At 68.7% G+C, this 24,099-nt stretch carries 21 protein-coding genes; 8 read left to right on the plus strand and 13 right to left on the minus strand.

Going from position 1 to position 24,099, the window contains the following annotated elements; translation table 11 throughout:
* Positions 1-4 precede the first annotated feature (4 nt).
* Together groL and groES are read right to left on the minus strand one after the other, a co-directional pair.
* Positions 5-1,600 carry a chaperonin GroEL gene (gene groL, locus Rai3103_RS01345; protein WP_153571061.1) on the minus strand — a complete coding sequence of 532 codons (1,596 nt, stop codon included), beginning with the start codon at positions 1,598-1,600 and terminating at the stop codon, positions 5-7.
* Between the two features lie 16 nt (positions 1,601-1,616).
* Positions 1,617-1,913: a co-chaperone GroES gene (gene groES / locus Rai3103_RS01350; RefSeq protein ID WP_153571062.1), complete on the minus strand. Its 297-nt coding sequence runs from the start codon at positions 1,911-1,913 to the stop codon at positions 1,617-1,619.
* 217 nt (positions 1,914-2,130) lie between these two features.
* Here groES and Rai3103_RS01355 point away from each other — a divergent pair, with 217 nt between their 5' ends.
* From Rai3103_RS01355 to Rai3103_RS01365, 4 genes are all read left to right on the plus strand, one after another.
* Positions 2,131-2,823, plus strand: a complete 693-nt coding sequence (locus Rai3103_RS01355) for a class I SAM-dependent methyltransferase (protein WP_153571063.1) — start codon at positions 2,131-2,133, stop codon at positions 2,821-2,823.
* Positions 2,824-3,328: 505 nt separating this feature from the next.
* Positions 3,329-3,553, plus strand: a complete 225-nt coding sequence (locus Rai3103_RS01360) for a TM2 domain-containing protein (RefSeq protein ID WP_228489066.1) — start codon at positions 3,329-3,331, stop codon at positions 3,551-3,553.
* 25 nt (positions 3,554-3,578) lie between these two features.
* Positions 3,579-4,001, plus strand: coding sequence for a DUF429 domain-containing protein (locus Rai3103_RS18320; RefSeq protein WP_277872990.1), 423 nt, complete (start codon positions 3,579-3,581; stop codon positions 3,999-4,001).
* Positions 3,911-5,362, plus strand: a complete 1,452-nt coding sequence (locus Rai3103_RS01365; protein WP_277872991.1) for a DUF429 domain-containing protein — start codon at positions 3,911-3,913, stop codon at positions 5,360-5,362. Before Rai3103_RS18320 ends, Rai3103_RS01365 begins: the two co-directional genes overlap by 91 nt.
* A gap of 54 nt (positions 5,363-5,416) precedes the next feature.
* Here the strand turns inward: Rai3103_RS01365 and Rai3103_RS01370 are convergent, their stop codons facing one another.
* Both Rai3103_RS01370 and Rai3103_RS01375 read right to left on the minus strand, forming a co-directional pair.
* Positions 5,417-6,838 carry a 3-oxoacyl-ACP reductase gene (locus Rai3103_RS01370; protein ID WP_153571066.1) on the minus strand — a complete coding sequence of 474 codons (1,422 nt, stop codon included), beginning with the start codon at positions 6,836-6,838 and terminating at the stop codon, positions 5,417-5,419.
* Positions 6,838-8,154: an acetyl-CoA C-acetyltransferase gene (locus Rai3103_RS01375; RefSeq protein ID WP_153571068.1), complete on the minus strand. Its 1,317-nt coding sequence runs from the start codon at positions 8,152-8,154 to the stop codon at positions 6,838-6,840. Before Rai3103_RS01375 ends, Rai3103_RS01370 begins: the two co-directional genes overlap by 1 nt.
* A 145-nt stretch (positions 8,155-8,299) precedes the next feature.
* Here Rai3103_RS01375 and Rai3103_RS01380 point away from each other — a divergent pair, with 145 nt between their 5' ends.
* Together Rai3103_RS01380 and Rai3103_RS01385 are read left to right on the plus strand one after the other, a co-directional pair.
* Entirely contained in the window at positions 8,300-10,384 is a 2,085-nt protein-coding gene (locus Rai3103_RS01380) for an acyl-CoA dehydrogenase family protein (RefSeq protein WP_153571070.1), read from the plus strand.
* A 549-nt stretch (positions 10,385-10,933) separates the two neighbouring features.
* Positions 10,934-11,425 carry a TspO/MBR family protein gene (locus Rai3103_RS01385; protein ID WP_228489067.1) on the plus strand — a complete coding sequence of 164 codons (492 nt, stop codon included), beginning with the start codon at positions 10,934-10,936 and terminating at the stop codon, positions 11,423-11,425.
* A 326-nt stretch (positions 11,426-11,751) separates the two neighbouring features.
* On the opposite strand, the gene Rai3103_RS01390 is transcribed toward Rai3103_RS01385, so the two are convergent.
* Entirely contained in the window at positions 11,752-12,222 is a 471-nt protein-coding gene (locus tag Rai3103_RS01390) for an RpiB/LacA/LacB family sugar-phosphate isomerase (RefSeq protein ID WP_153571074.1), read from the minus strand.
* 109 nt (positions 12,223-12,331) lie between these two features.
* On the opposite strand from Rai3103_RS01390, the gene Rai3103_RS01395 reads away from it, so the two are divergent.
* On the plus strand, positions 12,332-13,117 hold the full coding sequence (locus Rai3103_RS01395) for an HAD-IIA family hydrolase (RefSeq protein ID WP_153571077.1): 786 nt from the start codon (positions 12,332-12,334) through the stop codon (positions 13,115-13,117).
* A 9-nt stretch (positions 13,118-13,126) separates the two neighbouring features.
* Here Rai3103_RS01395 and Rai3103_RS01400 read toward each other — a convergent pair whose 3' ends face one another.
* A complete protein-coding gene (locus tag Rai3103_RS01400) occupies positions 13,127-14,173 on the minus strand; it encodes a PHP domain-containing protein (RefSeq protein ID WP_153571079.1) in 1,047 nt (348 codons plus the stop codon).
* 150 nt (positions 14,174-14,323) lie between these two features.
* On the opposite strand from Rai3103_RS01400, the gene Rai3103_RS01405 reads away from it, so the two are divergent.
* Positions 14,324-14,839 (plus strand): hypothetical protein, encoded by a 516-nt coding sequence (locus Rai3103_RS01405; RefSeq protein WP_153571080.1) that lies wholly within the window; start codon positions 14,324-14,326, stop codon positions 14,837-14,839.
* Between the two features lie 69 nt (positions 14,840-14,908).
* Here the strand turns inward: Rai3103_RS01405 and mmsB are convergent, their stop codons facing one another.
* From mmsB to Rai3103_RS01440, 7 genes are all read right to left on the minus strand, one after another.
* The gene (gene mmsB / locus Rai3103_RS01410; protein WP_153571081.1) at positions 14,909-16,336 is read right to left on the minus strand and encodes a multiple monosaccharide ABC transporter permease; all 1,428 of its coding nucleotides are present in this window, start codon (positions 16,334-16,336) and stop codon (positions 14,909-14,911) included.
* A gap of 1 nt (position 16,337) precedes the next feature.
* Positions 16,338-17,870: a multiple monosaccharide ABC transporter ATP-binding protein gene (mmsA, locus tag Rai3103_RS01415; protein WP_153571083.1), complete on the minus strand. Its 1,533-nt coding sequence runs from the start codon at positions 17,868-17,870 to the stop codon at positions 16,338-16,340.
* An 80-nt stretch (positions 17,871-17,950) separates the two neighbouring features.
* Positions 17,951-19,039 (minus strand): multiple monosaccharide ABC transporter substrate-binding protein, encoded by a 1,089-nt coding sequence (gene chvE / locus Rai3103_RS01420; RefSeq protein WP_153571084.1) that lies wholly within the window; start codon positions 19,037-19,039, stop codon positions 17,951-17,953.
* A gap of 778 nt (positions 19,040-19,817) precedes the next feature.
* Positions 19,818-21,029: a L,D-transpeptidase gene (locus tag Rai3103_RS01425; RefSeq protein WP_153571085.1), complete on the minus strand. Its 1,212-nt coding sequence runs from the start codon at positions 21,027-21,029 to the stop codon at positions 19,818-19,820.
* 512 nt (positions 21,030-21,541) lie between these two features.
* Positions 21,542-22,162: a YceI family protein gene (locus Rai3103_RS01430; protein WP_338420045.1), complete on the minus strand. Its 621-nt coding sequence runs from the start codon at positions 22,160-22,162 to the stop codon at positions 21,542-21,544.
* 221 nt (positions 22,163-22,383) lie between these two features.
* Positions 22,384-23,130, minus strand: a complete 747-nt coding sequence (locus Rai3103_RS01435) for a hypothetical protein (RefSeq protein WP_153571086.1) — start codon at positions 23,128-23,130, stop codon at positions 22,384-22,386.
* A gap of 193 nt (positions 23,131-23,323) precedes the next feature.
* A complete protein-coding gene (locus Rai3103_RS01440; protein ID WP_338420046.1) occupies positions 23,324-23,944 on the minus strand; it encodes a YceI family protein in 621 nt (206 codons plus the stop codon).
* Positions 23,945-24,099: the final 155 nt, after the last annotated feature.

Here is a 24,099-nt window from a genome sequence, read left to right on the forward strand (position 1 = left end):
ACGATCACTCGGCGGCCGCAGCCTCCGCAGCCGGCTTCTCCACCACCAGGGTCTCGGTGGTGAGCAGCAGCGAGGCGATCGAGGCGGCGTTGGTCAGCGCGGAACGCGTGACCTTGACCGGGTCGATGACGCCCTGGGCGATCAGGTCGCCGTACACACCGGTGGCAGCGTTGTAACCCTCGTTCGGGCCCATCTCGGCAACCTTGGTGGTGATGACGTAACCCTGCTCGCCACCGTTCTCGGCGATCCAGCGGAGCGGCTCGACGACCGAGCGGCGGATGATCTCCGCGCCGACCTTCTCGTCACCCTCGAGATCGAGATCGGCGAGCACCTTGGAGGCGTGGATGAGGGCCGCGCCGCCGCCGGCGACGATGCCCTCCTCGATGGCCGCACGCGTCGCGGACACGGCGTCCTCGATGCGGTGCTTGGTCTCCTTGAGCTCCACCTCGGTGGCGGCGCCGACCTTGATCACGCACACACCGCCGGCCAGCTTCGCGACCCGCTCCTGGAGCTTCTCGCGGTCCCAGTCGGAATCGGTGTGCTGGATCTCGGCCTGCAGCTGACCCACCCGGGCCTCGACCTCGGCGACGTCGCCGCCACCGTCGACGATGGTGGTGTCGTCCTTGGTGACGACCACGCGGCGGGCGCGACCGAGCACGTCCAGGCCGACCTGGTCGAGCTTGAGGCCGACCTCGGGGGCGACGACCTGGCCACCGGTGAGGATGGCCATGTCCTGCAGCATCGCCTTGCGGCGGTCACCGAACGCCGGGGCCTTGACCGCGACGGAGGTGAAGGTGCCGCGGATCTTGTTCACGACCAGGGTCGACAGCGCCTCACCGTCGACGTCCTCGGCGATGATGAACAGGGTGCCGCCGGCGCCGATGACCTTCTCCAGCAGCGGGAGCAGGTCGTTCATCGAGGAGATCTTGCCGGCGTGCAGGAGGATGTACGGGTTCTCCAGGACGGCTTCCATGCGCTCGGTGTCGGTCACCATGTACGGGGACAGGTAGCCCTTGTCGAACTGCATGCCCTCGGTGAACTCGAGCTCGGTGCCGAAGGTCTGGGACTCGTCGACGGTGATCACGCCGTCCTTGCCGACCTTGTCGAACGCATCGGCGATCAGGGCACCGATCTGCTCGTCACGCGAGGAGATCGTGGCGACGGACGCCATGTCCTCGGTGGTCTCGATCTGGCGGGCCTGCTGGGCCAGCTCCTCGACGACGATCTGGACGGCCTTGTCGATGCCGCGCTTGAGCTCGATCGGGTTCGAGCCGGCTGCGACGGCGCGCAGGCCCTCGTGGACCATCGCCTGGGCCAGCACCGTCGCGGTGGTGGTGCCATCACCGGCGACGTCGTTGGTCTTGGTGGCGACCTCCTTGGCGAGCTGAGCGCCCAGGTTCTCGTACGGGTCGTCCAGCTCGACCTCACGAGCAACGGTCACGCCGTCGTTCGTGATGGTCGGGGCGCCCCACTTCTTGTCCAGCACCACGTAGCGGCCCTTGGGGCCGAGGGTCACCTTGACGGTGTTGGCGAGGATGTCGACGCCACGCTCGAGCGAGTGGCGTGCCTCCTCATCGAACTGCAACAGCTTGGGCATCAGCGCGTCTCCTCAGCAGTCACTTGCTGACGACCGCGAGGATGTCGCGGGCGTTGAGGAGGAGCAGTTCCTTGCCGTCGTACTTGACCTCGGTGCCGCCGTACTTCGAGTAGATGACCACGTCACCCTCGGCGACGTCCATCGGGACGCGCTGGCCCTTGTCGTCGATGCGGCCCGGGCCGATCGCGAGGACGGTGCCCTCCTGCGGCTTCTCCTTGGCGGTGTCCGGAATGACCAGACCCGACGCGGTGGTGGTTTCGGCTTCCAGCGGCTGAACGAGGACGCGGTCCTCGAGCGGCTTGATCGTGACTGCCACGTCAAACCCCTTTCACATGTCTCGATGTTTCAGTGTCTGTTGAGTGGCAGGGGCGTCGTCGCGGGTGCCGTCCCTGACCGTTGGCACACTCCCAAGGAGAGTGCTAACGAGAACGTTAGTCGGGGTTAGCACTCACGCAACCCGACTGCCAGAGAGCTCTGGTTCCTCCTGCCAGGACCCTGGGACCTGCTGCCGGCCCGGCTCCTAGCATGGATGGATGGAGCAGGGGTCCATTGATGCGTTCGACAGCCTCGCGTCCGACTACGACGCGTGGTACGACCGGCACACGCCCGAGTTCGCCGCCGAACTACGCGCCGTGCAGGCGATGTTGGACGCCCCGGACGGGAGTTCGCAGCCCCGCGCCGCAGACCGACTCGAGATCGGTGTCGGCACGGGTCGGTTCGCGGCGGCGCTGGGCATCCGGTTCGGCCTCGAGCCGGCCCCGCGGATGGCCGCGTACGCCCGGGACCGCGGGATCGCCACGGTGATCGGGGTGGCGGAGGAGCTGCCCTTTGCCGACAGCGCCTTCGCCGTCACCGCGTTCATCACCTCGCTCTGCTTCGTCGCCGACCCGTTGCGGGCGCTGCGGGAGGCCCATCGGGTGACGCGCGCCGAAGGATCGATCGTGGTGGCGTACCTGGAACCTGAGAGCGAGGCCGGGAGGCGGCTGCTCGACGAGAAGGCGGACAGTCCCTACTACTCCACCGCCACCCTCCTGTCGGGGCGGGAGGTCGAGCGCTTGCTCTCCTCGGCGGGCTTCGTGGTCGAGGATGCCTGTCACCTGGAGGCGGTCGCGGCAGGTGGTGCCGAACGACCCGAACCGCACCCGGGGCGGACGGGTGGCCTGTTCTGTGTGATCCGGGCGCGGCGGTCGTCGACGGCCCAGGACGGTGGGAGCATGGCGCCATGACCACACCGGAGACAGGGCCGGAGCAGCGCCCCGACGAGGTGCCCCAACCTGCGCGGCCTGCCTCGCCGGGGACCCCCCAACCCGAGGCGCCGTGGTACTCGTCCACCCCGCGCCGCGCGCCCGAGGGACCTGCGTCGTCCTCCACGCCTGGGCGACCGGCACCCGGGCCGCTCTTTCGGCCGGCGGTGCCTGACGCGCCTGAGGACTCTGCGGTGGCGGACCAGCCGACGTACGACTCCTTCTACCGGGACGTCTACGGGGAGCCGGTCCCCCTCGACCGCCCGACGCCCCCGGCCTCCCCGGTCCAACCGCCGGGCCCATGGTCCGCCTCGGGACCGCGCCCCTATCCGACCCCAGGCTCCTATCCAGCCCCACGCTCGTATCCGGCCCCGGCTCCTCTCCGGCCGCGCCGGGCTACCCCACAACAACGCCTGGCTACCCCACGACCGGTCCGGGCTACCAGGGCACCGGCTACCCCTATCCCACGAGCGGAATGGGCTACCCCGTGCCCACCTCGCCCCCGCGGGATCTCGGGCTCGCGATGCTGCTCACCGCCGTGGGCTTCTTCGGCGTCGCCGGACTGCAGTACTTCTACATCGGCAAGATCGGGAAGGGCGTCGCGTACCTCCTGACCGCCGGCTGGGTCGGTATCGGGACCATCGTCAGCCTCTTCACCATCGGCGACGAAGTGGCCCGTACGAACGACGAGCGCCGGCGGGGTCTGCGCTGACGCGCGGAAGGAGGATGCTGGTCGCGTGCATTTCGTCGGAATCGACCTCGCCTGGGGCGAGCGCGCCCGTACCGGTCTCGCCGTCCTCGATGACGCCGGCACGCTGATCCACCTGTCGGCCGCCACTACGGACGACACCATCGCCGCCGCGCTGGCACCCTTCCTCGATGACGAGTGCCTGGTGGCCATCGACGCCCCCCTCATCGTCACGAACGCCACCGGGAACCGGCCGTGCGAGGCCGCGCTCAACCGGGACTTCGCCCGCTTCGAGGCCGGCGCGCACCCCTCGAACACCTCCCGTCCGGAGATGCGCGACACGCCTCGGGGGCCCGGCTGGCGGCCCGCTTCGACCTGGATATGGATCCCGAGTCGATCCGTACCCGCCGAGCCATCGAGGTCTACCCCCACCCGGCGCTCGTCGCCCTCTTCCGCCTCGGCCGCACCCTGAAGTACAAGCAGCGGCAGAACCGGCCCTTCGAGTCGATGCGCGACGAGATGCTGCGCCTGATCGGCCTGTTGGAAGGGCTGGCCGGTGCCGAACTACCCCTGCGCCTGGACTCCTCCCCGGAGTGGCACTCGCTCGTGACCGGGGTGCGGGAGGCCCGGCGGAAGAGCGAACTGCGCACCCTCGAGGACCGCATCGACGCCGTCGTCTGCGCGTACGTCGCCCTCCACACCCACCGGCACCCGGAACGTACGACCGTCTACGGGGACGCGGCGATGGGCTTCATCGTCACGCCCACCCTTCCGCCCGACCTCGTCCCCGAGCCACCCTCCCCGATCCCCGCCGTCCCTGACGCCACCGCCGCCCTGCTGGTGCGCGGCGCCGTCCGGGAGTACGCCGAGATCCAGCCGTACGCGGCGGAGGCGGCCCGTCGCCTGACCGCCTGGCTGACCACCACGCTCGACGACGCGGGCGTCAACTACCTCGACATCACCGGGCGAGGCAAGGGCACCGCGTCCTTCGCCGCCAAGGCGAACAAGTCCGTCGACGGCCACCCCGTCCATCCCGACCCGTTGGCCGACATCACCGACCAGATCGGGACCCGGGTCATCACCTACGTCCGCAGCGACGTCGCCGTGGTGGCCGACCTTTTGACCGACCAACTGACCGTGCTCGACGATCGCGACATGGGGCAGCTGACCGCCAGCGAGGGCCGCTTCGGTTACGTCAGCCGCCACCTGGAGGTCGCCCTCGACCCGATCTGGCTCGGTGACCTGCCCGTCGAGACCTTCCGCGTGCCGAGCGCGCAGGTGCAGATCCGTACGGTCCTCCAGCATGCCTGGGCCGAGTTCGAGCACGACATCCGCTACAAGGGGTCGGTGCCGGAGGAGCTCGCCCCCGACCTGAACCGCCGGTTCACCCTGGCGGCCGGCCTGCTGGAGCTCGCGGACCGGGAGTTCGAGGTGATCCGTGAACGGTTGCGCGAGCGGATACCCCCCCGCGACCTCGACGCGGACCCCAACGATCCACGGATCCGGGCCGAGGAGCTGACGACGTTCCTGGCCGGGCAGTTCCCCGACTCCGGCTGGTCGCGCACGGACCACTACACCTGGATCTCCGGGGTGCTGCTCGAGTTGGGGATCGATTCGCTGCACAAGCTGGCCGGCCTGCTCTCGTCGGTCGATTCCGCGGCGATCACCGACCGGATGGGCTATCGCCACCCGCCGGGCGCCGTCCGACGGCTCGACGACGCCCTGCTCGCCGTCTTCGGGACCGCGTACATCGCGTTGCCGAGCAACGCCCATCGGGTCGCGCTGCTGAACACCCGGCTCGACCGGTTGCGCGGCGGCACCGTCCAGGCCTGAGCCACGGGGTCGGCCGGTCGCCCGGGAGTGCGGTCTGCAGGGGCGAACTGGGTATCAGGCGCCGACGATGGCCTGGCCGCAGACCCTGATCACCTGGCCGTTCACCCCGCTGGTGGCCGGGTCGGCCAGATAGACGATCGTCTCCGCCACGTCGATCGGCCGGCCGCCCTGGTGGAGGCTGTTCATCCGGCGGAACATCTCCTTCTGCACGAACGGGATGGCCGCAGTCATGTCCGTCTCGATGAAGCCCGGGGCGACGGCATTGACCGTGAGCGGACGGTCCGCGTACGCCTCCCGCAGCGCCAGGACGATGCCGATCACCCCGGCCTTGCTGGTGGCGTAGTTGGTCTGCCCACGGTTGCCGGCGATGCCGCTCGTCGAGGCGCTGGCGACGATGTGGACGTCCTCGGCGTAGCCGCCGGGCAGGGTGGGATCGAGCAGGACGGCGTTCAGCCGGAGCTGAGCGGCCAGGTTCACGTCGAGCACCTGCGCCCAGCGCTTCTCGTCCATGTTGGCCAGCATCCGGTCACGGGTGATCCCGGCGTTGTGCGCGATCGCCTGGATCCGGGCGTCCTCCCCGTAGCGTTCGGCGACATGCTCGGCGATCCGATGCCCCGCGTCGGGCGCGGTGATGTCGAGCTGGAGCGCGGTGCCCTGCACCTCGTTGGCGACCGCACCGAGCGCCTCACCGGAGCGGGGGACGTCGACGGCGACGACCGTCGCCCCGACCCGGTGGAAGGTCCGAGCGATCTCGGCGCCGATACCGCGGGCGGCGCCGGTGACGACGACGATCCGGCGGCTCTCGGGCCGCTCCGCGGCCGAACGGCGCCGGCCGACCAGCCACGCCTGGCCCGAGACGTACGCCGACCTGCCCGACAGCAGGAAGTCGAGGGTGGAGGCGAGGTCATCCGCTCCGGCATCGGCTGCGAGCCGGACGAGATTGGCGGTGGCACCGCCCCGCACCTCCTTGCCCAGGGAGCGCACCAGCCCGTCGAGGCCGCGGGCGACCGCCTTCGCCTCGAACCCCTCGACCTCCTCGACCACCGGACCCACCAGGATCACCCGGCCGCACGCCTCCAACCCCCGCACCGCCGGGCGGAGCACCGCCCGGACGCTCTCGAGCACGGCGACGCTGCGCACCCCGGTCAGGTCCAGCACGACCCCGCCCAACGGGGCGTCGTACGCCGGGGGCTGGGGTCCATGGTCGGGGTCGGCGGTGCGCGTCGCCGGCTCATCGTGCAGGGGCCGGATCGTCGACACCCCGAGCCGCACCAGGGCGGCCAGCACCGGAGCATCCTCGCGGGCCGCCTCCCCCAGGGCGTCGTACGCCACCGGGCCCGTCGGCAACCCCGACCCGCGGCGCAGTCGTGGCCCCTCGGGCAAACCCAACTGCTTCGCCAGCGAACGGCCGAACGGCGAGGAGAGCAGGCCCTCGAGCAGGGCATCGGGTGAGAGCGGATTGGCCGGTCGGGACATCACATCGCCTCCAGGATCGCGGCGACGCCCTGGCCGCCGGCGGCACAGATCGAAATGAGCCCACGGGCACCTGGACCGCGAGCTGCCAACAATTTGGCCAGGGTCGCGACGATCCGCCCGCCGGTGGCGGCGAACGGATGCCCGGCCGCGAGCGAGGACCCGGTCACGTTGAGCTTCTCCGGGTCGATGGTGCCGAAGGCGCCCGGCAGACCCAGGGTGCGGCGGCAGTAGTCGTCATCGGCCCAGGCGGCCAGCGTGACGAGCACCGTGGCGGCGAAGGCCTCGTGGATCTCGTACAGGTCGAAGTCCTGCAGGGCCATCCCCTGGCGGGCCAGCAGCCGGGGCACGGCGTGCACCGGGGCCATCAGTAGGCCTTCCTTGCCGGATGCGTAGTCCACCGACGCGACCTCGGCGTCGACGATCCTGGCGAGCACGGGCAGCCGCCGCTCGCGGGCCCACTGTTCCTCGGCGAGCAGCACCACGGCGGCGCCGTCGTTGAGCGGGGACGAGTTGCCGGCGGTCATCGTCGCCCCGGGACCGCCGAACACCGTTGGGAGCGCCGCCAGCTTCTCGAGTGAGGTGTCGGGACGCAGCGATTCGTCGCGCGTGACGCCCCGGCGCGGGGTGACGAGGTCGTCGAAGAAGCCCGACTCCCACGCCGCGGCGAGCTTGCGGTGGCTGCCGAGGGCGTACTCGTCCTGGGCGGCGCGGCTGATGCCCCACTTCGCCGTTGTCACCGCCTGGCTCTCGCCCATCGACAGCCCCGTCCGCGGCTCGGCGATCAGCGGCGGGATCGGCGCCAGATCGTTGAGGCGCAGGTCGGCGAGCGCGGCCAGCTTGGCCTGCGGCGACTTCGCGCTGTTGAACCGCAGCAGCGCCCGCTGCAGGCGAGGGCTCACCTCCAACGGCGTGTCGCTGATGCTGTCCGCACCGCCGGCGATGCCGCTGTCGATCTGGCCCAGCCGGATCTTGTTGCTGATGTAGATGGTCGCCTCGAGGCCCGTCCCGCAGGCCTGCTGCAGGTCGACAGCCGGGGTGTCGGGCGCAAGCGCGGAACTGAGCACGGCTTCGCGGGTCAGATTGAGCAGGGTGCCGTGCTTGAGCACGGCACCCGCGGCGACCTCGCCGAGACGTTGCCCGGCCAGTCCGAAGCGGGCGACCAGTCCGTCGAGGGCTGCCGTGAGCAGGTCCTGGGTGGAGTCGGCGGCGTACGATCCCCGGGCCTTGGCGAAGGGCATCCGGTTCCCGCCCACCACCACCGCCGTGCGTTCTCGAGCTCCGGTGCTCTGCGTCGACTCAGCGTGCTCGGACGACATTGTCGGGACCTCCCCCGGGAGACCTGTGCCCAGCCTGGTCGGCGTGACACCACTCACATAGTCTAGGGGGTAGCCATCGTCGCGGGGCGGGTTCCGGCGCAGGTCCGAACCGCACCCGCGTGGACGGAACGTCCAGGGAGCCGACATGTCTGCCAGCGTTCGACGCGACGCCCCCGTGGGGGCAGAAGTCCCGCCGTCGCGCGAGGCTGCCCCTGACTTGGTCACGGGCCAGGTCGTCGCGGGCCCGGCCCCGGACGGCGCGGAGCCTCTCCGCGAGGCCATCCCCACCTCCACCGCTGAGCTGGTGCCGACGGGGCTGACGCCCCCCGATCTTGCCGCGGCGCTGGTCGAGGCGGGTGACGGGGCCTTCCACGCACTGCGCCAGCGGCTGCGCCGGGAGGTGCTGACCGGCGATCTGGTCCGCGATCCTGGCCAGGACCTGGCGACCGCCCGGGAGTGGACGAGCGAGCAGGCCCGACGCTTCGCCGCCAGCGGTCACGCCGCCCTGGGCTATCCGCGTCACTACGGCGGCACGGGCGACGCCACGGACCTGCCGGTGGGTTTCGCCATGCTCGGGTACGGCGACCTGTCCTTCGACGTCAAGGTCGGGGTGCAGTTCGGGCTGTTCGCCGGGTCGATCCTGGCCCTCGGCGGCCAGTGGCACCGGGAGACGTACCTGCGTGACGCGCTCACGATGGAGCTCCCCGGGGCGTTCGCCATGACCGAGGCGGGACATGGCAGTGACGTCCAGCACCTCGAGACGACCATCACCTATCTGCCGGACAGCGACGAGTTCGAGGTGGATTCTCCGACGCCGTCGGCGACCAAGGTCTACATCGGCAACGCCGCCTGCGACGCCCGGATGGCCATCGTCTTCGGTCAGCTGCGGACGGGCGGCACGGATCATGGCGTGCACGCGATCCTCGTGCCGATCCGCGACGAGGCTGGCGAACCGTTGCCCGGCGTGACCATCGGCGACCACGGCTACAAGGGCGGTCTGCCGGGCGTGGACAACGGCACCCTCAGCTTCCATCGGGTCCGCGTACGGCGTCGGCTGCTGCTCGACCGGTTCGGCGGCGTCGACACGTACGGCACCTACCATTCACCGATCGCCAGCCCGCAGGCGCGCTTCTTCACCATGGTCGGGACCCTGGTCCGCGGCCGGATCAAGGTCGGCGGCTCGGCCGCGGCGGCGGGACGTCGGACAATCGCTCTGGCCACGCGGTACGCGTTGCGGCGGACCCAGTTCCCGCGCCCCGACGGGAAGGGCGACGTGCTGCTGCTCGACTACCTGACCCACCAGCGGCGGCTGCTGCCGCGCATCGCCGAGGCGTACGCGTACAGCTTCGCCCAGAACGAACTGCTGCTGCAACTGAGGCGGTGGGACGCCCTCGAGTCACCGGACGATCGGGTCGAACGCGAGCTGGAGACCAGAGCGGCCGCCCTCAAGGTGGCGCAGACGCGGTGGGCCGTGGACACCGCCCAGGTGATGCGTGAGGCGTGTGGCGGTGCCGGCTACATGGCCGAGAACCTGATCACGCAGATCCGGGAGGACCTCGACGTGTTCGCGACGTTCGAGGGGGACAACACGGTGCTCGAGCAGCTCGTCGCCAAGGAGCTCCTGGTCCATTACCGCACGGTCTGGGGCGATCTGGACCTGCTGGGGATGGCCCGCGCGACGGCACGTAGCTTCGGGGAAGCCGTCCTGGAACGGACCGCGGCCCAGCCACTGATCTCGCGCATGGTGGCCCGCGCCCAGATGCGCGGCGATGACGGCCTGCCGCTGGAGCGCGGCTGGCAGGTGCTGATGTTCGAGGACCGGGAGCGCCACATCCTGGAGTCGCTGGCCCACCGCGCGCGGGAGGCGGCGCGGGCCAGGCCCGACGAGGCCTTCACTGCGCTCAACTCCCTGGCCCCCCACATGCGGGCTGCGGCCAGGGCACACACCGAGCGGCTGGTGCTGGAGGCGTTCATCGCCGGCATCGATGCCACCCAGGACGGCCGAGCCGCGCTGCTGCTCGATCGCCTCTGCGACCTCTACGTGATGTCGACGATCGAGGCGGATCGCGCGTGGTTCCTCGAGCACAACCGCCTGACGCCGACCCGGAGCAAGGAGATCTCGGCCGAGGTCGACGCCCTGTGCGCGGAACTGCGGCCGTACGCCGCCGATCTGGTCGACGGCTTCGGCATCCCGGAGGCCTTGTTGGACGCGCCGATGCTGCGGGAGTGAGCGGGCCGACGGTGTGGAGCTGGGCTGACGGCTCGAGCCGGGCTGACGGTTCGAGCCGGCCGATGATTCTGAACCCGGCCGATGATTCTGAACCAGGCCGACCGCTCTCACCCCGGCCGACCTACGAAGATCGGCCGTCTTCGGAATCATCGCAGTGCCTCAGAATCGTCGCACGACGTGAGGATCGTCGGCCCGCCGGGGCTGCTGAGCCTTCGCCGCGGCCGGCACCCACCCCGCCGCGGCATATCCCACGAGGCGGTGAACCCGTCCGACCCTTCTCAACCCGACCTACGCGTCTCCCCCAGCCGACGATTCTGAACCTGGCGGACGATTCTGAACCCTGACGACCTACCAAGATCGGCCCGGCTGAGAATCGTCGCAGTCCCTGAGATTCGTCGCACTGCCTCACAGCGTCGTACGACATGAAGTGACGGGGACGTTGCGCAGCGGCTGAGTCGGGCGACGGGGGCCTCCGCGACGAGTTGGTGCTGAACCATCGCCGATTACCGGGTGACATGGGACGCTGGGACCACCGGCGTCGAAGGACACATGATGACTCTGAACATTCGGAAGCGGCACGTGGCCACGACGGCCGCTCTCACGGCTGCGACCGCGGTCTCCGGCAGCATCGGTACCGATCCACAGTCGTCCTGGTACCGATCACTGGATCTGCCTGACTGGCAGCCGCCGGGCTGGGTGTTTCCGATCGTGTGGACAGCGCTGTACGGCGATATCGCCGTGACCTCGGCCGCGGTCCTGACCGAGCTCGAGGACGCCTCCCGTGACGAGGACGCCGACGACTTCCGCCGGGCCCTCCTGCTCAACCTGGCTCTCAACCAGGGCTGGAGCTGGGCCTTCTTCACGGGCCACCGCCTCGGGGCGTCCGTGGTCATCGCCGCCCTGCTCGCCGCCAGCTCCGTGGACCTCGCCCGTCGTGCCGGACAAGCCGGTCGGGGCGCCGGGGTGGCGCTTGTCCCCTACGCCGCGTGGTGCTGCTTCGCGACCGTGCTGACCGAGGCCATCCGACGGCGGAATCGCTGACCATCCGTCCGCGCGCTCGTAGAACCAGCCCCGACGTGCGCCCGCTCGTTCCTCTCCGGGTCATGCGTCCGGCGACGGAGGACATCGGGCGTGTCGCCGCCGCGCCTCTCGGCAGCCGCCGCGCCACATCGGGGTGCAGCCGCCGCACTTGTGGTCAGCAGCGGCTGCCTCATTCAGCCGCGGCGTGCCGACGCGCGGCATCTAGCTGGGAGCGCGGCGGCTCCACGAAACTGCGGCGGCTCCACGAAACCGCGGAGATCCGAAGGGCCACGGGTCGCCGGGCCCCGACACCGACCCCCGAGCCCCGACCCCGTACCCCGACGCGCTCAGTCCCCCAACGGCCTGACGTGCCGCTCCGCGATCTCCGCCACCTTGCCGACGCGCCGGGCGTACTTCTCCTCCGTCGTACCTAGGTAATCCGTGGTCATCCAGGCCCTGACCACGTCGAGCGCCAACGCCGACCCGATGATCTTGCCGCCGATGCAGAGGACGTTGGTGTCGGAGTGTGATCGGGCGAGCCCCGCGCAGAACGGGTCCTGGGCCACCGCGGCGAAGACGCCGGGCAACTTGTTCGCGATCATCGCACTGCCGTAGCCGACCCCATCGACGAAGATGCCGCGGTCGGCCTCTCCCCGAGCCACCGCCAGGGCCGCCGGGTAGACGAAATCGGGCAGGTCGCAGGCCTGCGTGTCGTGGGTGCCGAAGTCCTCGACCTCGTGGCCCTGGTCGCGCAGCCACTCGGCGATCTCGAGCTTCAGGGCGTAGCCGGCGTGGTCGTTCGCCATCGCGATCCTCATGGCGTCACGCTACGCCGCCATACTCGCGTCGACCTGAGCTTCGACCGAGCGTCGACCGAGCTCTGGGCGCGGGGGCCCACCTCTGCGACCATGAATCATGGCGGACGGCATGGCAGACGGCCTTCTTCTCGACATCGACGGGGTCCTCGTCATTTCCTGGCAGGCGATCGACGGCGCCCTGCAGGCGTTCGAGACGCTCCGACGCGCCGATGTCCCGATGCGCCTGGTCACCAATACCACCTCCCGCACGCGGGAAGGGATCACCGAGGCCCTCCGTTCGGCGGGTTTCCCTGTGCAGCAGGACGAGGTGATCACGGTGGCGTCCGCTGCGGCCGCCTACGTCACCCGGAGCCATCCGGGCGCCCGCTGCCTGCTGCTGAACAGTGGTGACCTGACGGCCGACCTGGCCGGTCTCACGCTCGTACCGTCCGACACCGACCCCGCTGACGTGGACATGGTACTGCTGGGCGGGGCAGGCCCCGAGTTCACCTACGACGCTCTCAACCACGCCCTGGCTTGCCTGTTGGCGGGGGCCGAACTGGTCGCCCTGCACCGCAACCTGGTCTGGCGGACGTCGGCGGGGCTGTCGCTGGACACGGGAGCATTCGTCGCGGGCCTGGAGCAAGCAGCCGACATCGAGGCGGTCGTCATCGGCAAGCCGGCCCCGGCGATGTTCGCGGCAGGCGTGTCCGCCCTCGGGCTGAGCGCCGAGCGGGTGGCGATGGTCGGGGACGACCTCACCTCCGACGTCCGCGGCGGCATGGCGTCGGGACTCATCGGCGTCCAGGTCCGGACCGGCAAGTTCCGGGAGGACCAACTGCACGACGCGGGCCCGGCCCCTGATGTCGTGCTGGACTCGTTCGCCGACCTCCCGGGCTGGCTCGGCCTCGCCTGACCGCGCCATTCAGCCGGAGCGGCCGGATCGGCGTCCGGTCCAAGCGAGCAGGTCCTCGACCGGCCAGGTGTTCACGATGCGGTCCAGCGGCACACCGGCCTCCTCGGCGCGGGCGCACCCGTACGGTTGCCAGTCCAGCTGGCCCGGGGCATGTGCATCGGTGTCGATCGAGAACAGACAGCCGATCTCGACGGCTTCGCGCAGCAGTCGCATCGGCGGGTCGAGGCGTTCGGGCCGGGAGTTGATCTCCACCGCCACGCCGAAGTGCGCACACGCCTCGAACACCAGCCCCGCGTCGAAGGTCGACTCCGGCCGGGTTCCTCGCCCTCCCGCGACGAGCCGGCCGGTGACGTGACCCAGGATGTTGACGTGCCGGTCGGCGAGCGCAGTGATCATCCGCCGCGTCATGTCCGCGCGGGGCATCCGCAGTTTCGAGTGGACGCTCGCGACGACGACGTCGAGCCGATCGAGGAGCGCGGACTCCTGGTCCAATGCGCCGTTCTCGAGGATGTCGACCTCGATCCCGGCCAGGACGCGGATCCCGGGATCGGATGCGTTGATCTCGGCCAGCACGCCCAGTTGCGTACGCAGCCGCTCGGCCGACAACCCGTTCGCCACCTTGAGCCGCGGCGAGTGATCGGTCAGCGCCAGGTAGCGGTGCCCCAGACCGGCGGCGGTGGCCACCATCTCCGGGATCGGGGAACCACCGTCCGACCAATCCGAGTGCAGGTGCAGATCCCCCTGGAGCGCGGCGCGGATAGTCTCTCCCCCGGTGACGACCGGCCCGGCGACCTCGCCTTCGAGATGGACGAGGTACTCCGGCGTACGTCCCTCGAGGACGTCGGCGACGACAGCAGCCGTACGTTGCCCGATGCCGGGCAGTTCCGTCAGGGTGCCGGCGGACAGGTGGCGACGCAGTTCCTCAACACCGACCTGCTCGGCGGTGTCCGCGGCATGGCGGAACGCGCGCACCCGGAAGGTGTCCGCGGAGGCGCGCTCCAGCAGGTAGGCGATCCGGCGCAGGGTGATGACAGGATCGAGGTCAGCGGTGGCCACGGCCCCAGTCTTCCACCGTGGGAACCGGGGCCCTAGTTCCCGGGCTCCACGAGCGGCCCGGCCGGGCGCCCTCACCAGAACGGCGTGGGGGTCCCAGGCAGGTCTCGCCAGGGTCGCCCCACGGCGCGACAATGGGGGCAGGAGGTCATCATGTCCGCCGCCATCACATCCCGGCCGCGTACCCACGGTCACCACCGACGGGGCCTCACCTTGCTCGGCACGATCCTCGCCGCGATGCCTCTGGCCAGCGGGCTCGCCGCGGGCGTGGCAGCCCTGTTCACGCCGCGGTTCGGAGGGATGGACGGCATCCTGACGACCCTGTGGTACGTCCCGATGGTCATGTCCCCGCTGGCCCTGATCGGCGCTGCCGTGCTGATCGTGGCGGTCCACGCCGAGCGCCGGCCACGGAACCTGGTCATCGTCGCCACCACGTTCACGGTGGTGGGTCTGGTGCTGCTGGTGACCCTCGCCACCTACACCGGTATCACCCTCACGTCCGAACCCCTCACCGCCAAGCCGCCACTGCCGTTCATCGTGGGACTGAGCATCCTGACGCTGATGTACCTGGTCGGTTCGGTGTCCTTGGTCGCTCTGGGCGCCCGCCACCTGCACGGCGAACCCCCGCGGCCCGTTCGTCACCGGAGAAGTGCCGGCCGGATGGCCTGAACCACCGGCACGCGCGCCGATGGCCACCCGGTTGCCCGGGTGGCCATCAGCAGTGGGGTGGAGGAGCCGTCAGCCGCGGCTCGCGGTCTCCCGCTTGTGCCGGGCCGCACCGAGTGAGGCACCGTTGATCTTCTTGAACCCGCTGACGGTGTTGACCGTCGCACCATCGACCTTGACCGGGGCCTCACCGGTCTCGGAGCCGGTGGCCGGCAGACCCAACGCCGGGCCGCTCTCGGCGGACCCGCCGCGGCCGCCACCGACGGCTCTGATGATCATGTCGATGAAGTTCGACTTGCCGCGCAGCTTGCTGATCACGTCGAAGGCGACGGCTCCCAGCAGCACGAGGCCCTTGATGATCTGGATCCAGTTGGAGTCGACCGACATGTTGGCCAGGCCAAGGTTGAGCACGCCCATCACCAGACCACCGATCATCGAGCCGGCGACCGTACCGACACCGCCGGCGACCGCGGCACCACCGATGAACACGGCGGCGATGGCGTCCAGCTCGAAGTTCTGGCCGTCCTTGGGGTTGGCCGCGTTGAGGTAGGCGGTGAAGACCATGCCGGCGATCGCGGCGAGGAAGCCCATGTTGACCATCACGAAGAAGTCGATCTTCTTCGTGTCGACGCCGGACAGGCCGGCCGCGTGCCGGTTGCCACCGACCGCGTAGATGCGGCGTCCGGTGACCGTCTGCTGGGTGACGAAGGTGTAGGCGATGACCAGCGCGAGGAGGATCAGGCCGACGACGGGCACGCCACGGTAGGAGGCGAGGAGCATGCCGAAGATCATGATGAGGGCACCGAGCACGACCAGCTTGATCACGGAGCCGATCATCGACGGCATGGGCATGTCGTGCTGCTTGAGATCGGCACGGCGGCGGAACTCGAACCAGACCATGGCGACGACGGCAAGGATGCTGAGCAGCAGGGTGATGTTGTGGTAGCCCGTGTTCGGGCCGATCTCGGGCAGGTAGCCGTTGGCGATCTTCTGGAAAGCCTCCGGGACCGGGATCGACTGGGCGTTGAGGATCATCAGGTCGAGGCCGCGGAAGAGCAGCATGCCCGCCAGGGTCACGATGAAGGCCGGGATGCCGACGTACGCCACCCAGAAGCCCTGCCAGATGCCGACCACGATGCCCATCGCCAGGCCCAGCAGGATCGCCGCGGGCCACGGGAAGTGCCAGGTGTGCATGGCGGTGGCGACCGTGGCGCCGACGAAGGCGCAGACCGAACCGACCGACAGGTCGATGTGCCCGGCGATGATCACCATCACCATGCCGATGGCGAGGATGAGCACGTAGCCGTTCTGCACCAGCAGGGAGGTGACGTTGCGCGGCTGGAGGAACAGGCCGTTGGTGAGGAACTGGAAGAGCAGGACCAGCAGGCCCAGGGCGATCATCATGCCGTACTGGCGCAGGCCGCCGCCGCCGACCGCATCGCGGAACTTCTTCAGGACGGAGGTCCTGGGGCTCCCCGTCTCGGAGGTGATCTCTGCCATGTCAATCGGCCTTTCGCTGGGTCATGTAGCGCATGAGGGTCTCCTGGTCGGCGTTCTCACGCGGGACGTCGGCAGTGATGACTCCGGCCGACAGGGTGTAGATGCGATCGCAGATACCGAGGAGTTCCGGCAGCTCGGAGGAGATCACGAGCACGCCCTTCCCGGAGTCCGCGAGCTTGTTGATGATTTCGTAGATCTCGTACTTGGCCCCGACGTCGATGCCGCGGGTGGGCTCGTCGAGGATGAGGATCTCGGGATCGGTGAAGATCCACTTGCCGAGGACGACCTTCTGCTGGTTGCCGCCCGACAGCTTGCCCACGCCCTCCTCGATCGAGGGAGCCTTGATGTGCAGCGACGTGCGGTACTCGTTGGCCGCCTTGATCTCGAGGTTGGCGTTCAGCACGCCGCGCTGGGAGATCTTGTGCAGCTTCGCCGACGGGATGGAGCGGCGGATCGTGTCGATGAGGTTGAGCCCGAGCACCTTGCGGTCCTCGGTGACGTACGCCAGACCGTCCTCGATGGCTCCTTCGACGGTGCGCAGCTTCAGGAGCCGCCCGTTGAGGCGCGCCTCGCCGGACACCTTGTGGCCCCAGCTCTGCCCGAAGAGGCTGCGGGCGAACTCGGTGCGGCCCGCCCCCATCAGACCGGCCAGGCCGACGATCTCACCGCGACGGATCGACAGGTCGGCGTGCTTGACCACGAGGCGACGGGGATCGTCGGGGTGGGCGACGGTCCAGTCCTTGACCTCGAACATGACCTCGCCGATGTGCGACTCGTGCGGCGGGTAGCGGTGCTCGAGGTCGCGGCCGACCATCCCGCGGATGATGCGGTCCTCGTTCACCTCGCCGGAACCCACCTCGAGGGTCTCGATGGTGTGACCGTCGCGGATGATCGTGATCGAGTCGGAGATCTGCTCGATCTCGTTCAGCTTGTGGCTGATCATGATGCTGGTGATGCCCTCGGCCTGCAGCCCCTTGAGGATGCCGAGGAGGTGCTTGCTGTCGGTGTCGTTGAGGGCCGCGGTGGGTTCGTCGAGGATGAGCAGCTTGACGTCCTTGGCCAGTGCCTTGGCGATCTCGACGAGCTGCTGCTTGCCGACACCGATGCTGCGGATCGGCGTGTCGGGGCTCTCGTCCAGGCCCACCATGCGGAGGTACTTCAGGGCACGGGCCCGGTTCTCCTGCCAGTCGATCACACCACCCTTGGCGTGCTCGTTGCCGAGGAACATGTTCTCGGTGATCGTGAGCTCAGGAATCAGGGCGAGCTCCTGGTGGATGATGACGATCCCGGCGTGCTCGCTCTCCCGGATGTTCCGGAAGTGGCACTCCTGGCCGTCGTATTCGATCTCGCCGGTGTAGGAGCCGTACGGGTGGACCCCGGACAGGACCTTCATCAGGGTGGACTTGCCTGCGCCGTTCTCGCCGCAGATGCTGTGGATCTCGCCCCGGCGCACCTCGAGATTGACGTCGGACAGGGCCTTGACCCCAGGGAACGTCTTCGTGATGCCGCGCATGGACAGGAGGGTGTCGGTCATGATGCCTTCCTCGTGGTGCCGACGTGGTTTCCGGTACGGCCGGGAGCCGGGTCACAGCCCCCGGCCGTACGGAATCCGGACTACTTGAGCTGGTCGGCCGTGTAGTACTTGGCGTCGGTCAGGATCTGCGAGCAGTTCGACTTGTCGCAGGGGACCGGGTCGAGGAGCATCGTCGGGACGACCTTCACACCGTTGTTGTAGGAGGAGGTGTCGTTCGTGGTGACGGTCTGGCCACTGGCGATCTGCTGGATCATCGTGACCGTGGTGTCGGCGAGCTTGCGGGTGTCCTTGAAGATGGTGGAGTACTGCTCACCCGCGAGGATGCTCTTCACCGACTCGAGCTCGGCGTCCTGGCCGGTGACGACCGGGAGCTTCTTGCCGCCGGAGCCGTAGCCGGCACCCTTGAGGGCGGCGATGATGCCGCGGGAGATGCCGTCGTAGGGGGACAGCACACCGTTGACGTCGGCCGAGGAGTACGACTTGGTCAGCAGGTTCTCCATCCGCTTCTTGGCGGTGGCGGCGTCCCAACGGAGGGTGGCGACGGTGTTGAAGTCGGTCTCACCGGAGCGGACCTTGAGCTCACCGGAGTCGATCTTCGGCTGCAGGACGCTCATCGCGCCCTTGTAGAAGAAGGTCGCGTTGTTGTCGTCGGGGGAACCGGCGAAGACCTCGATGTTGTACGGCTTCGGGGCGCTGCTGGCCTCGAGGCCCTTGACGAGGGACTCGCCCTGCTGCACGCCGACCTTGTAGTTGTCGAAGGTCGTGTAGTAGGCCACCGCGTCGGTCTCACGGAGCAGGCGGTCGTAGGCGATCACCGGGATACCGGCGTCCTTCGCGTCCTTGAGGGCACCCTTGAGGGCCACACCGTCGATGGCGGCGACCACGAGGACCTGGTTCTTCTTGGTCACCATGTCGGAGACCTGGGTGACCTGGGTCGGGATGTCGTCGTTGGCGTACTGGAGGTTGACCTTGTAGCCGGCGGACTCAAGAGCGTTCTTGATGTTGTCGCCGTCCTTGATCCAGCGTTCGGACGTCTTGGTGGGCATCGCCACACCGATCGTCCCCTTGGTCGCCGTCGACCCCGCGGGCGTCGAGGCCGTCGAACGACCACAGGCGGCCATGGCCAGGGCCATGATCCCCGCAAGGATGATCGCAAGAAGCTTGCGCATTATTGCTCACTTTCCCCGATCACGCATCGTTGCGAGATCGGATCAAGCCTGCCCGGGACCCCCGGGAGGCGTTTGGGTCGTGCCTACTGCCCCGGAGCGAGGAGGCGGCAGGTGATGGTCCGGCACCTTGACTGCAAGGGACGGCCGATTTGGTTGGCCCCGGGCCAGATCCTCGAGCGATGGCCGGTCAGGACCGGCCGTTCGTCGAAGCGCTGGACACGAGGGTGACGGAACGAATGATGGGTCACGGGATCGATGGATGCCGTGACCGTGCACGCGCGCGAGAGCGACGGCGACATTCGACCCGTGAAGGTTGTGTCTGCATCATGGCAGAAAAACATTCTCGGCGTCATCCCCCCACTCGCCTCCTTGCGCGTGATGCGGTCCGCGGAAAACCGGGCCGTCCTGGTTCGTTGTCACCATGTTAACGGTAACATCAGCCTGTAGCAGTATTCTCACACCTTGTACCCAGGCTCTGTCAAGCCCGGCGCGACACTCGTTCGGACGGCCTTCTGGGAGACGCCCACGGGGGCCCTGAAACGGCGCTATCGGACAAGTTCATGGACCGAACGCGAGGACGCGGCAAACGGCCCGGCGGCCGACGGCCTCGCCCGGCAACTGTGTCTGAGGGCACACGGCCCGCGAGGGCGCCGGCCTCCGAGGACCACGCTTCGCTTTTCGCGGCCGGCCCCCGAGGGGACGACACTCGCAGCAGACCTCACGAAGATGGCCCCGACGATCCGTGATCGTCGGGGGCCGGAGCCGAGCCGGGGCCTTGTCAGGCCTGGGCGGACCTCGCCTGCCACTGCTGCCAGGAGTCGTTCCAGGCGGTCCACCCGTTGCCGTCATCCAAAGAACGGTTCGTGCCGGAGACGACGACGGGGTCGCCCACCTGGATGATGCCGAAGATCTTCTGGGCATCCGCCGTGCTCATGCCGACGCACCCGTGGCTGGCGTTGGTGTTGCCGAAGTAGGCCTGGTTCCACGGCGCGGCGTGAAGGAACTCACCACTGGTGGTGATCCGGATCGCATACTTGACCATGAGGTCATACCCGTCGGGCGAGTTGTTGGCGATGCCGACGGTCTCGGACGCCATCCGGGTCTCGGGCAGCTTCTCCATCGCCACGCTGGTCCCGCTGCGCGTCTCGTCACCCTGCTTGCCGCCGCTGACCGGGATGGTCGCCACCGACTGGCCGTTGACGTACTGGGTGAGTTGCTTGGAACCGAGGTCCACCTTGGTGATCCGGGACTGGCCGATGGTGAAGTCTGCCGACGCCGAGTTCTGGCCGTACGTGCCGTTGCCCGCGCTCACGCCGTTGAGATCCGCCTTGACCGAGACCTTGGTACCGGGCTGGAAGTAGTCCTGCGGGCGCCACTGCACCTCGCGGTCGGAGACCCAACCCCAGGACCCGTTCTGCGCGGGGACTGTGGTGATCTTCAGGTTCTGCTCGAACGCCTTCTTGTCCTTCACTGGCAGGTCGAACTGGACGATGACCGGCATGGCCACGCCGTACGTCGACCCCGACTGGTTGGTGATCGTGACGTAGATCTGCTGCTTGAGCGAGAGCGCGGTGGTGGTGAACGTCGAGGTCAGGGACGACTCGCCGGCAGGGGCCGAACCCGTGGAGACGACGGTGTACGTCGTCGCGGGGTCCAGGCGCTCCGAGGCGGTCCAGGAACCATCGGCGCCGACCGAACCCTTGACCGTGGTGCTGACCGTCTTGCCGTTGCGGTCGGTGGCCGACCCGGTGACAGCGACATCCTTCAGCGCACCCGTGGAAGCGCTGACCTTGAGCAACGTGTCGACCGGCACATCCTTGGCGTCGGCGGCGACGTTCGACGTCACGGCGAAAGCGGCCGGGGCCGGATTCGCGGACGCGGAGGTGCCGGCAGGCGCGCGATTTGCGGGGCTGGCCGGCGCACAGGCGCTGATGGCGAGGGCGAGGGTGATCGCCGTGAGTGCGGCGACGCCACGGGCCTTCCAGGTCATATGGGCCTCCGAACACTACTACGAGTAAGCATCGATGCAAAGACTACCCGGCAGGAGTCACAGTTCGATGCAGCGGCTCCACAGGTTGCGCTGAGTCTGAGTGTCGTCTTAGGGCTGAGGGCGAACCGCCGGTGCAGCTTCCGCGTCTCGGGGTTTTCGGCGACGGGCGCCTGGCAAACTCCTGGAGTCGCCGAGGCGCCTCGCGTATCGGCGGCCGGCCCGGTGGCGTTGGGTGGGGTCATCCCGACCCTCCGGTCCTGTGGCGGGTGGCGGGTGGCGGGTGGCCGGTGGCGGGTGGCCTCCGACGGCCTGTAGCCGCCGCGCTTCTCGCCAGACGCCGCCCGCTCAGTTCCCCGCCGGGCGCCGATGCCCGGCAGCTGAATGGGAGTCCGGCGGCTGTCCGGAACAGCCGCGACTGCGGCACCGCGGGTCACGGGCAGGACGTCCAGTGCCCGACACGACGAAGGGCGCCGGCGGAAACATTCCGCCGACGCCCTTCGTGGGGGTGTGGATCAGGCGGCCTTGATCGCGGAGATCTCGAACTCCAGGGTGATCTTGTCCGACACCAGGACACCACCGGTCTCCAGCGCCGCGTTCCAGGTCAGACCGAACTCCTTGCGGTCCACCACGGTCGAGCCCTCCAGGCCCACACGCTGGTTACCGAACGGGTCCAGCGCCGCACCCGCGTACTCGAAATCGATCGTGACGGGCTTGGTCACGTCCTTGATCGTCAGCTCACCGGCAACCCGCAGCGTGTCATCGGCCACCGCGGTGACATCGGTCGAGGAGAACGTGATCGTGGGGAACTGCTCCACATCGAAGAAGTCAGCCGACTTCAGGTGACCGTCACGACCCTCGTCGTTGGTGCTGATCGAGGGAACCTGCACGGTCACCTCGATCTTCGGGTCAACAAGACCAGCCTTGGTCGAGGCCGAACCCGAGAACTCCGCGAAACGGCCACGAACCTTGGTCACCATCGCGTGACGGGCAACGAACCCGATCTGGGTGTGCGACGGATCCAGGTTGTAGGTCCCGTCCAACTGGAACAGCGGGCCCGTGGTCGACACCGTCGCGACCGGGGCCGGGGTCTGGTCAGCAGCGCGCTTGGCCTTGTTGAAGAAGCTCATGTTCATCTCGCAATCAGAGTGGAAGTCGTTCAACCCGGGGCAGGTTTAGTTGATAGTTAAATAGTACAAGGTGTGAGCAAGACCAGCAAGTCGACCGTTCCAAAGACCAGCACCCTGACGGGAGGCACTCACGCCGAGTAGCGCCGTGTGCACTCACACCGGGTAGCGCCCTGTCAGCGGCTCCGTCTCAAGCGCACCACCAGACGGCTCAGCGGGCCCCCGCCGCATCAGTGCTCGACCGGAGCCACACCGACTCCCCCACGGACGGCATCCACCCGGAGGAGGACGACTCCCACCCAGCCGAACCACACCGGCAGGAGTAGTCCGTAGAGGAGGTAGGCCACGCCGATCACCGGCCGCAGGACCTCGCTCACCATACCGAGGACACCGGCGACGATTCCGAGGACGGCCAGTCCACGACGGCTGTCACCTCGCCACATCGCCAGGGACAGCACGAGGATGCCGGCAGCGGTCAGCACGCCGGCCCAGGGCATGGCGTTCGCGATGGCCACCAGGGCATCGGCCGCGCCCACCAGGGTGAGGCGCTCTGCCTCGCTGGTCGCGCTCGTATAGGCGTCGCTGAGCAGGACAAGACCACCATGCAGGGATTCGGGGCTGCTGCCGACTGCCAACGCGATGATCTCGGAGGAGATGCCGAAGAGTCCTCCGATTGCGGCAAGCCCCCTGGCCGGGCGTGCGAGGGAAACCGCGAGGGCGGCGAACACCACCAGGGCAGGGATGCTCAGCCCGACAAAGCACACCAACTCGACGAGGTAGACGACACGGTGGGCGGCGATGTAGTCGAGGACGGCGCGACCCTCGGCCGGTGGAAGGGGTGCGACGAAGACGAGCGTCACCGGGATCAGCACGAGGGCGACGTACACCCAGGCCGAAACGCCGCCCCACCGGTAGAGCGGCTGCCACGACAGGTCGGGGCTCGTACGGATGGCCGCTTCGTCTACGAGGTGCACCATTGGACCGTCGCCCCCTGTCGTAGCGCCGGTGGATGCCGTCGCCCGTCTCGTGGCGACGGATGCCATCGCCAGTACCAGGCTAGGACCGTGCGCCGCCCGACATCAGGGGAACGGCATGGGGATGCTGCTCACACGGCGAACAGCACGAAGGGCGCTCCGGGAGTACCGGAGCGCCCTTCATTGGGGGCGTGGATCAGGCGGCCTTGATGGCGGAGATCTCGAACTCGAGGGTGATCTTGTCCGAGACCAGGACGCCACCGGTCTCCAGCGCCGCGTTCCAGGTCAGACCGAACTCCTTGCGGTCCACCACGGTCGAACCCTCCAGGCCCACACGCTGGTTACCGAACGGGTCCAGCGCCGCACCCGCGTACTCGAAATCGATCGTGACGGGCTTGGTCACGTCCTTGATCGTCAGCTCACCGGCAACCCGCAGCGTGTCATCGGCCACCGCGGTGACATCGGTCGAGGAGAACGTGATCGTGGGGAACTGCTCCACATCGAAGAAGTCAGCCGACTTCAGGTGACCGTCACGACCCTCGTCGTTGGTGCTGATCGAGGGAACCTGCACGGTCACCTCGATCTTCGGGTCAACAAGACCGGCCTTGGTCGAGGCCGAACCCGAGAACTCCGCGAAACGGCCACGGACCTTGGTCACCATCGCGTGACGGGCCACGAAACCGATCTGGGTGTGCGACGGATCCAGGTTGTAGGTCCCGTCCAGCTGGAACAGCGGGCCGCTGGTCGACACCGCCGCGACCGGGGCGGGGGTCTGGTCAGCAGCGCGCTTGGCCTTGTTGAAGAAGCTCATGTTCATCTCGCAATCAGAGTGGAAGTCGTTCAACCCGGGGCAGGTTTAGTTGATAGTTAAATAGTACAAGGTGCGAGCAAGACCAGCAAGTCGACCGTTCCAAAGACCAGCACCGCCCGATCAGAAGGGCAAGGGTGCTGTCGCCGTGGCCCGCCCGCCCC

The sequence above is a fragment of the Raineyella fluvialis genome (genome assembly GCF_009646095.1).
GTDB lineage: Bacteria > Actinomycetota > Actinomycetes > Propionibacteriales > Propionibacteriaceae > Raineyella > Raineyella fluvialis.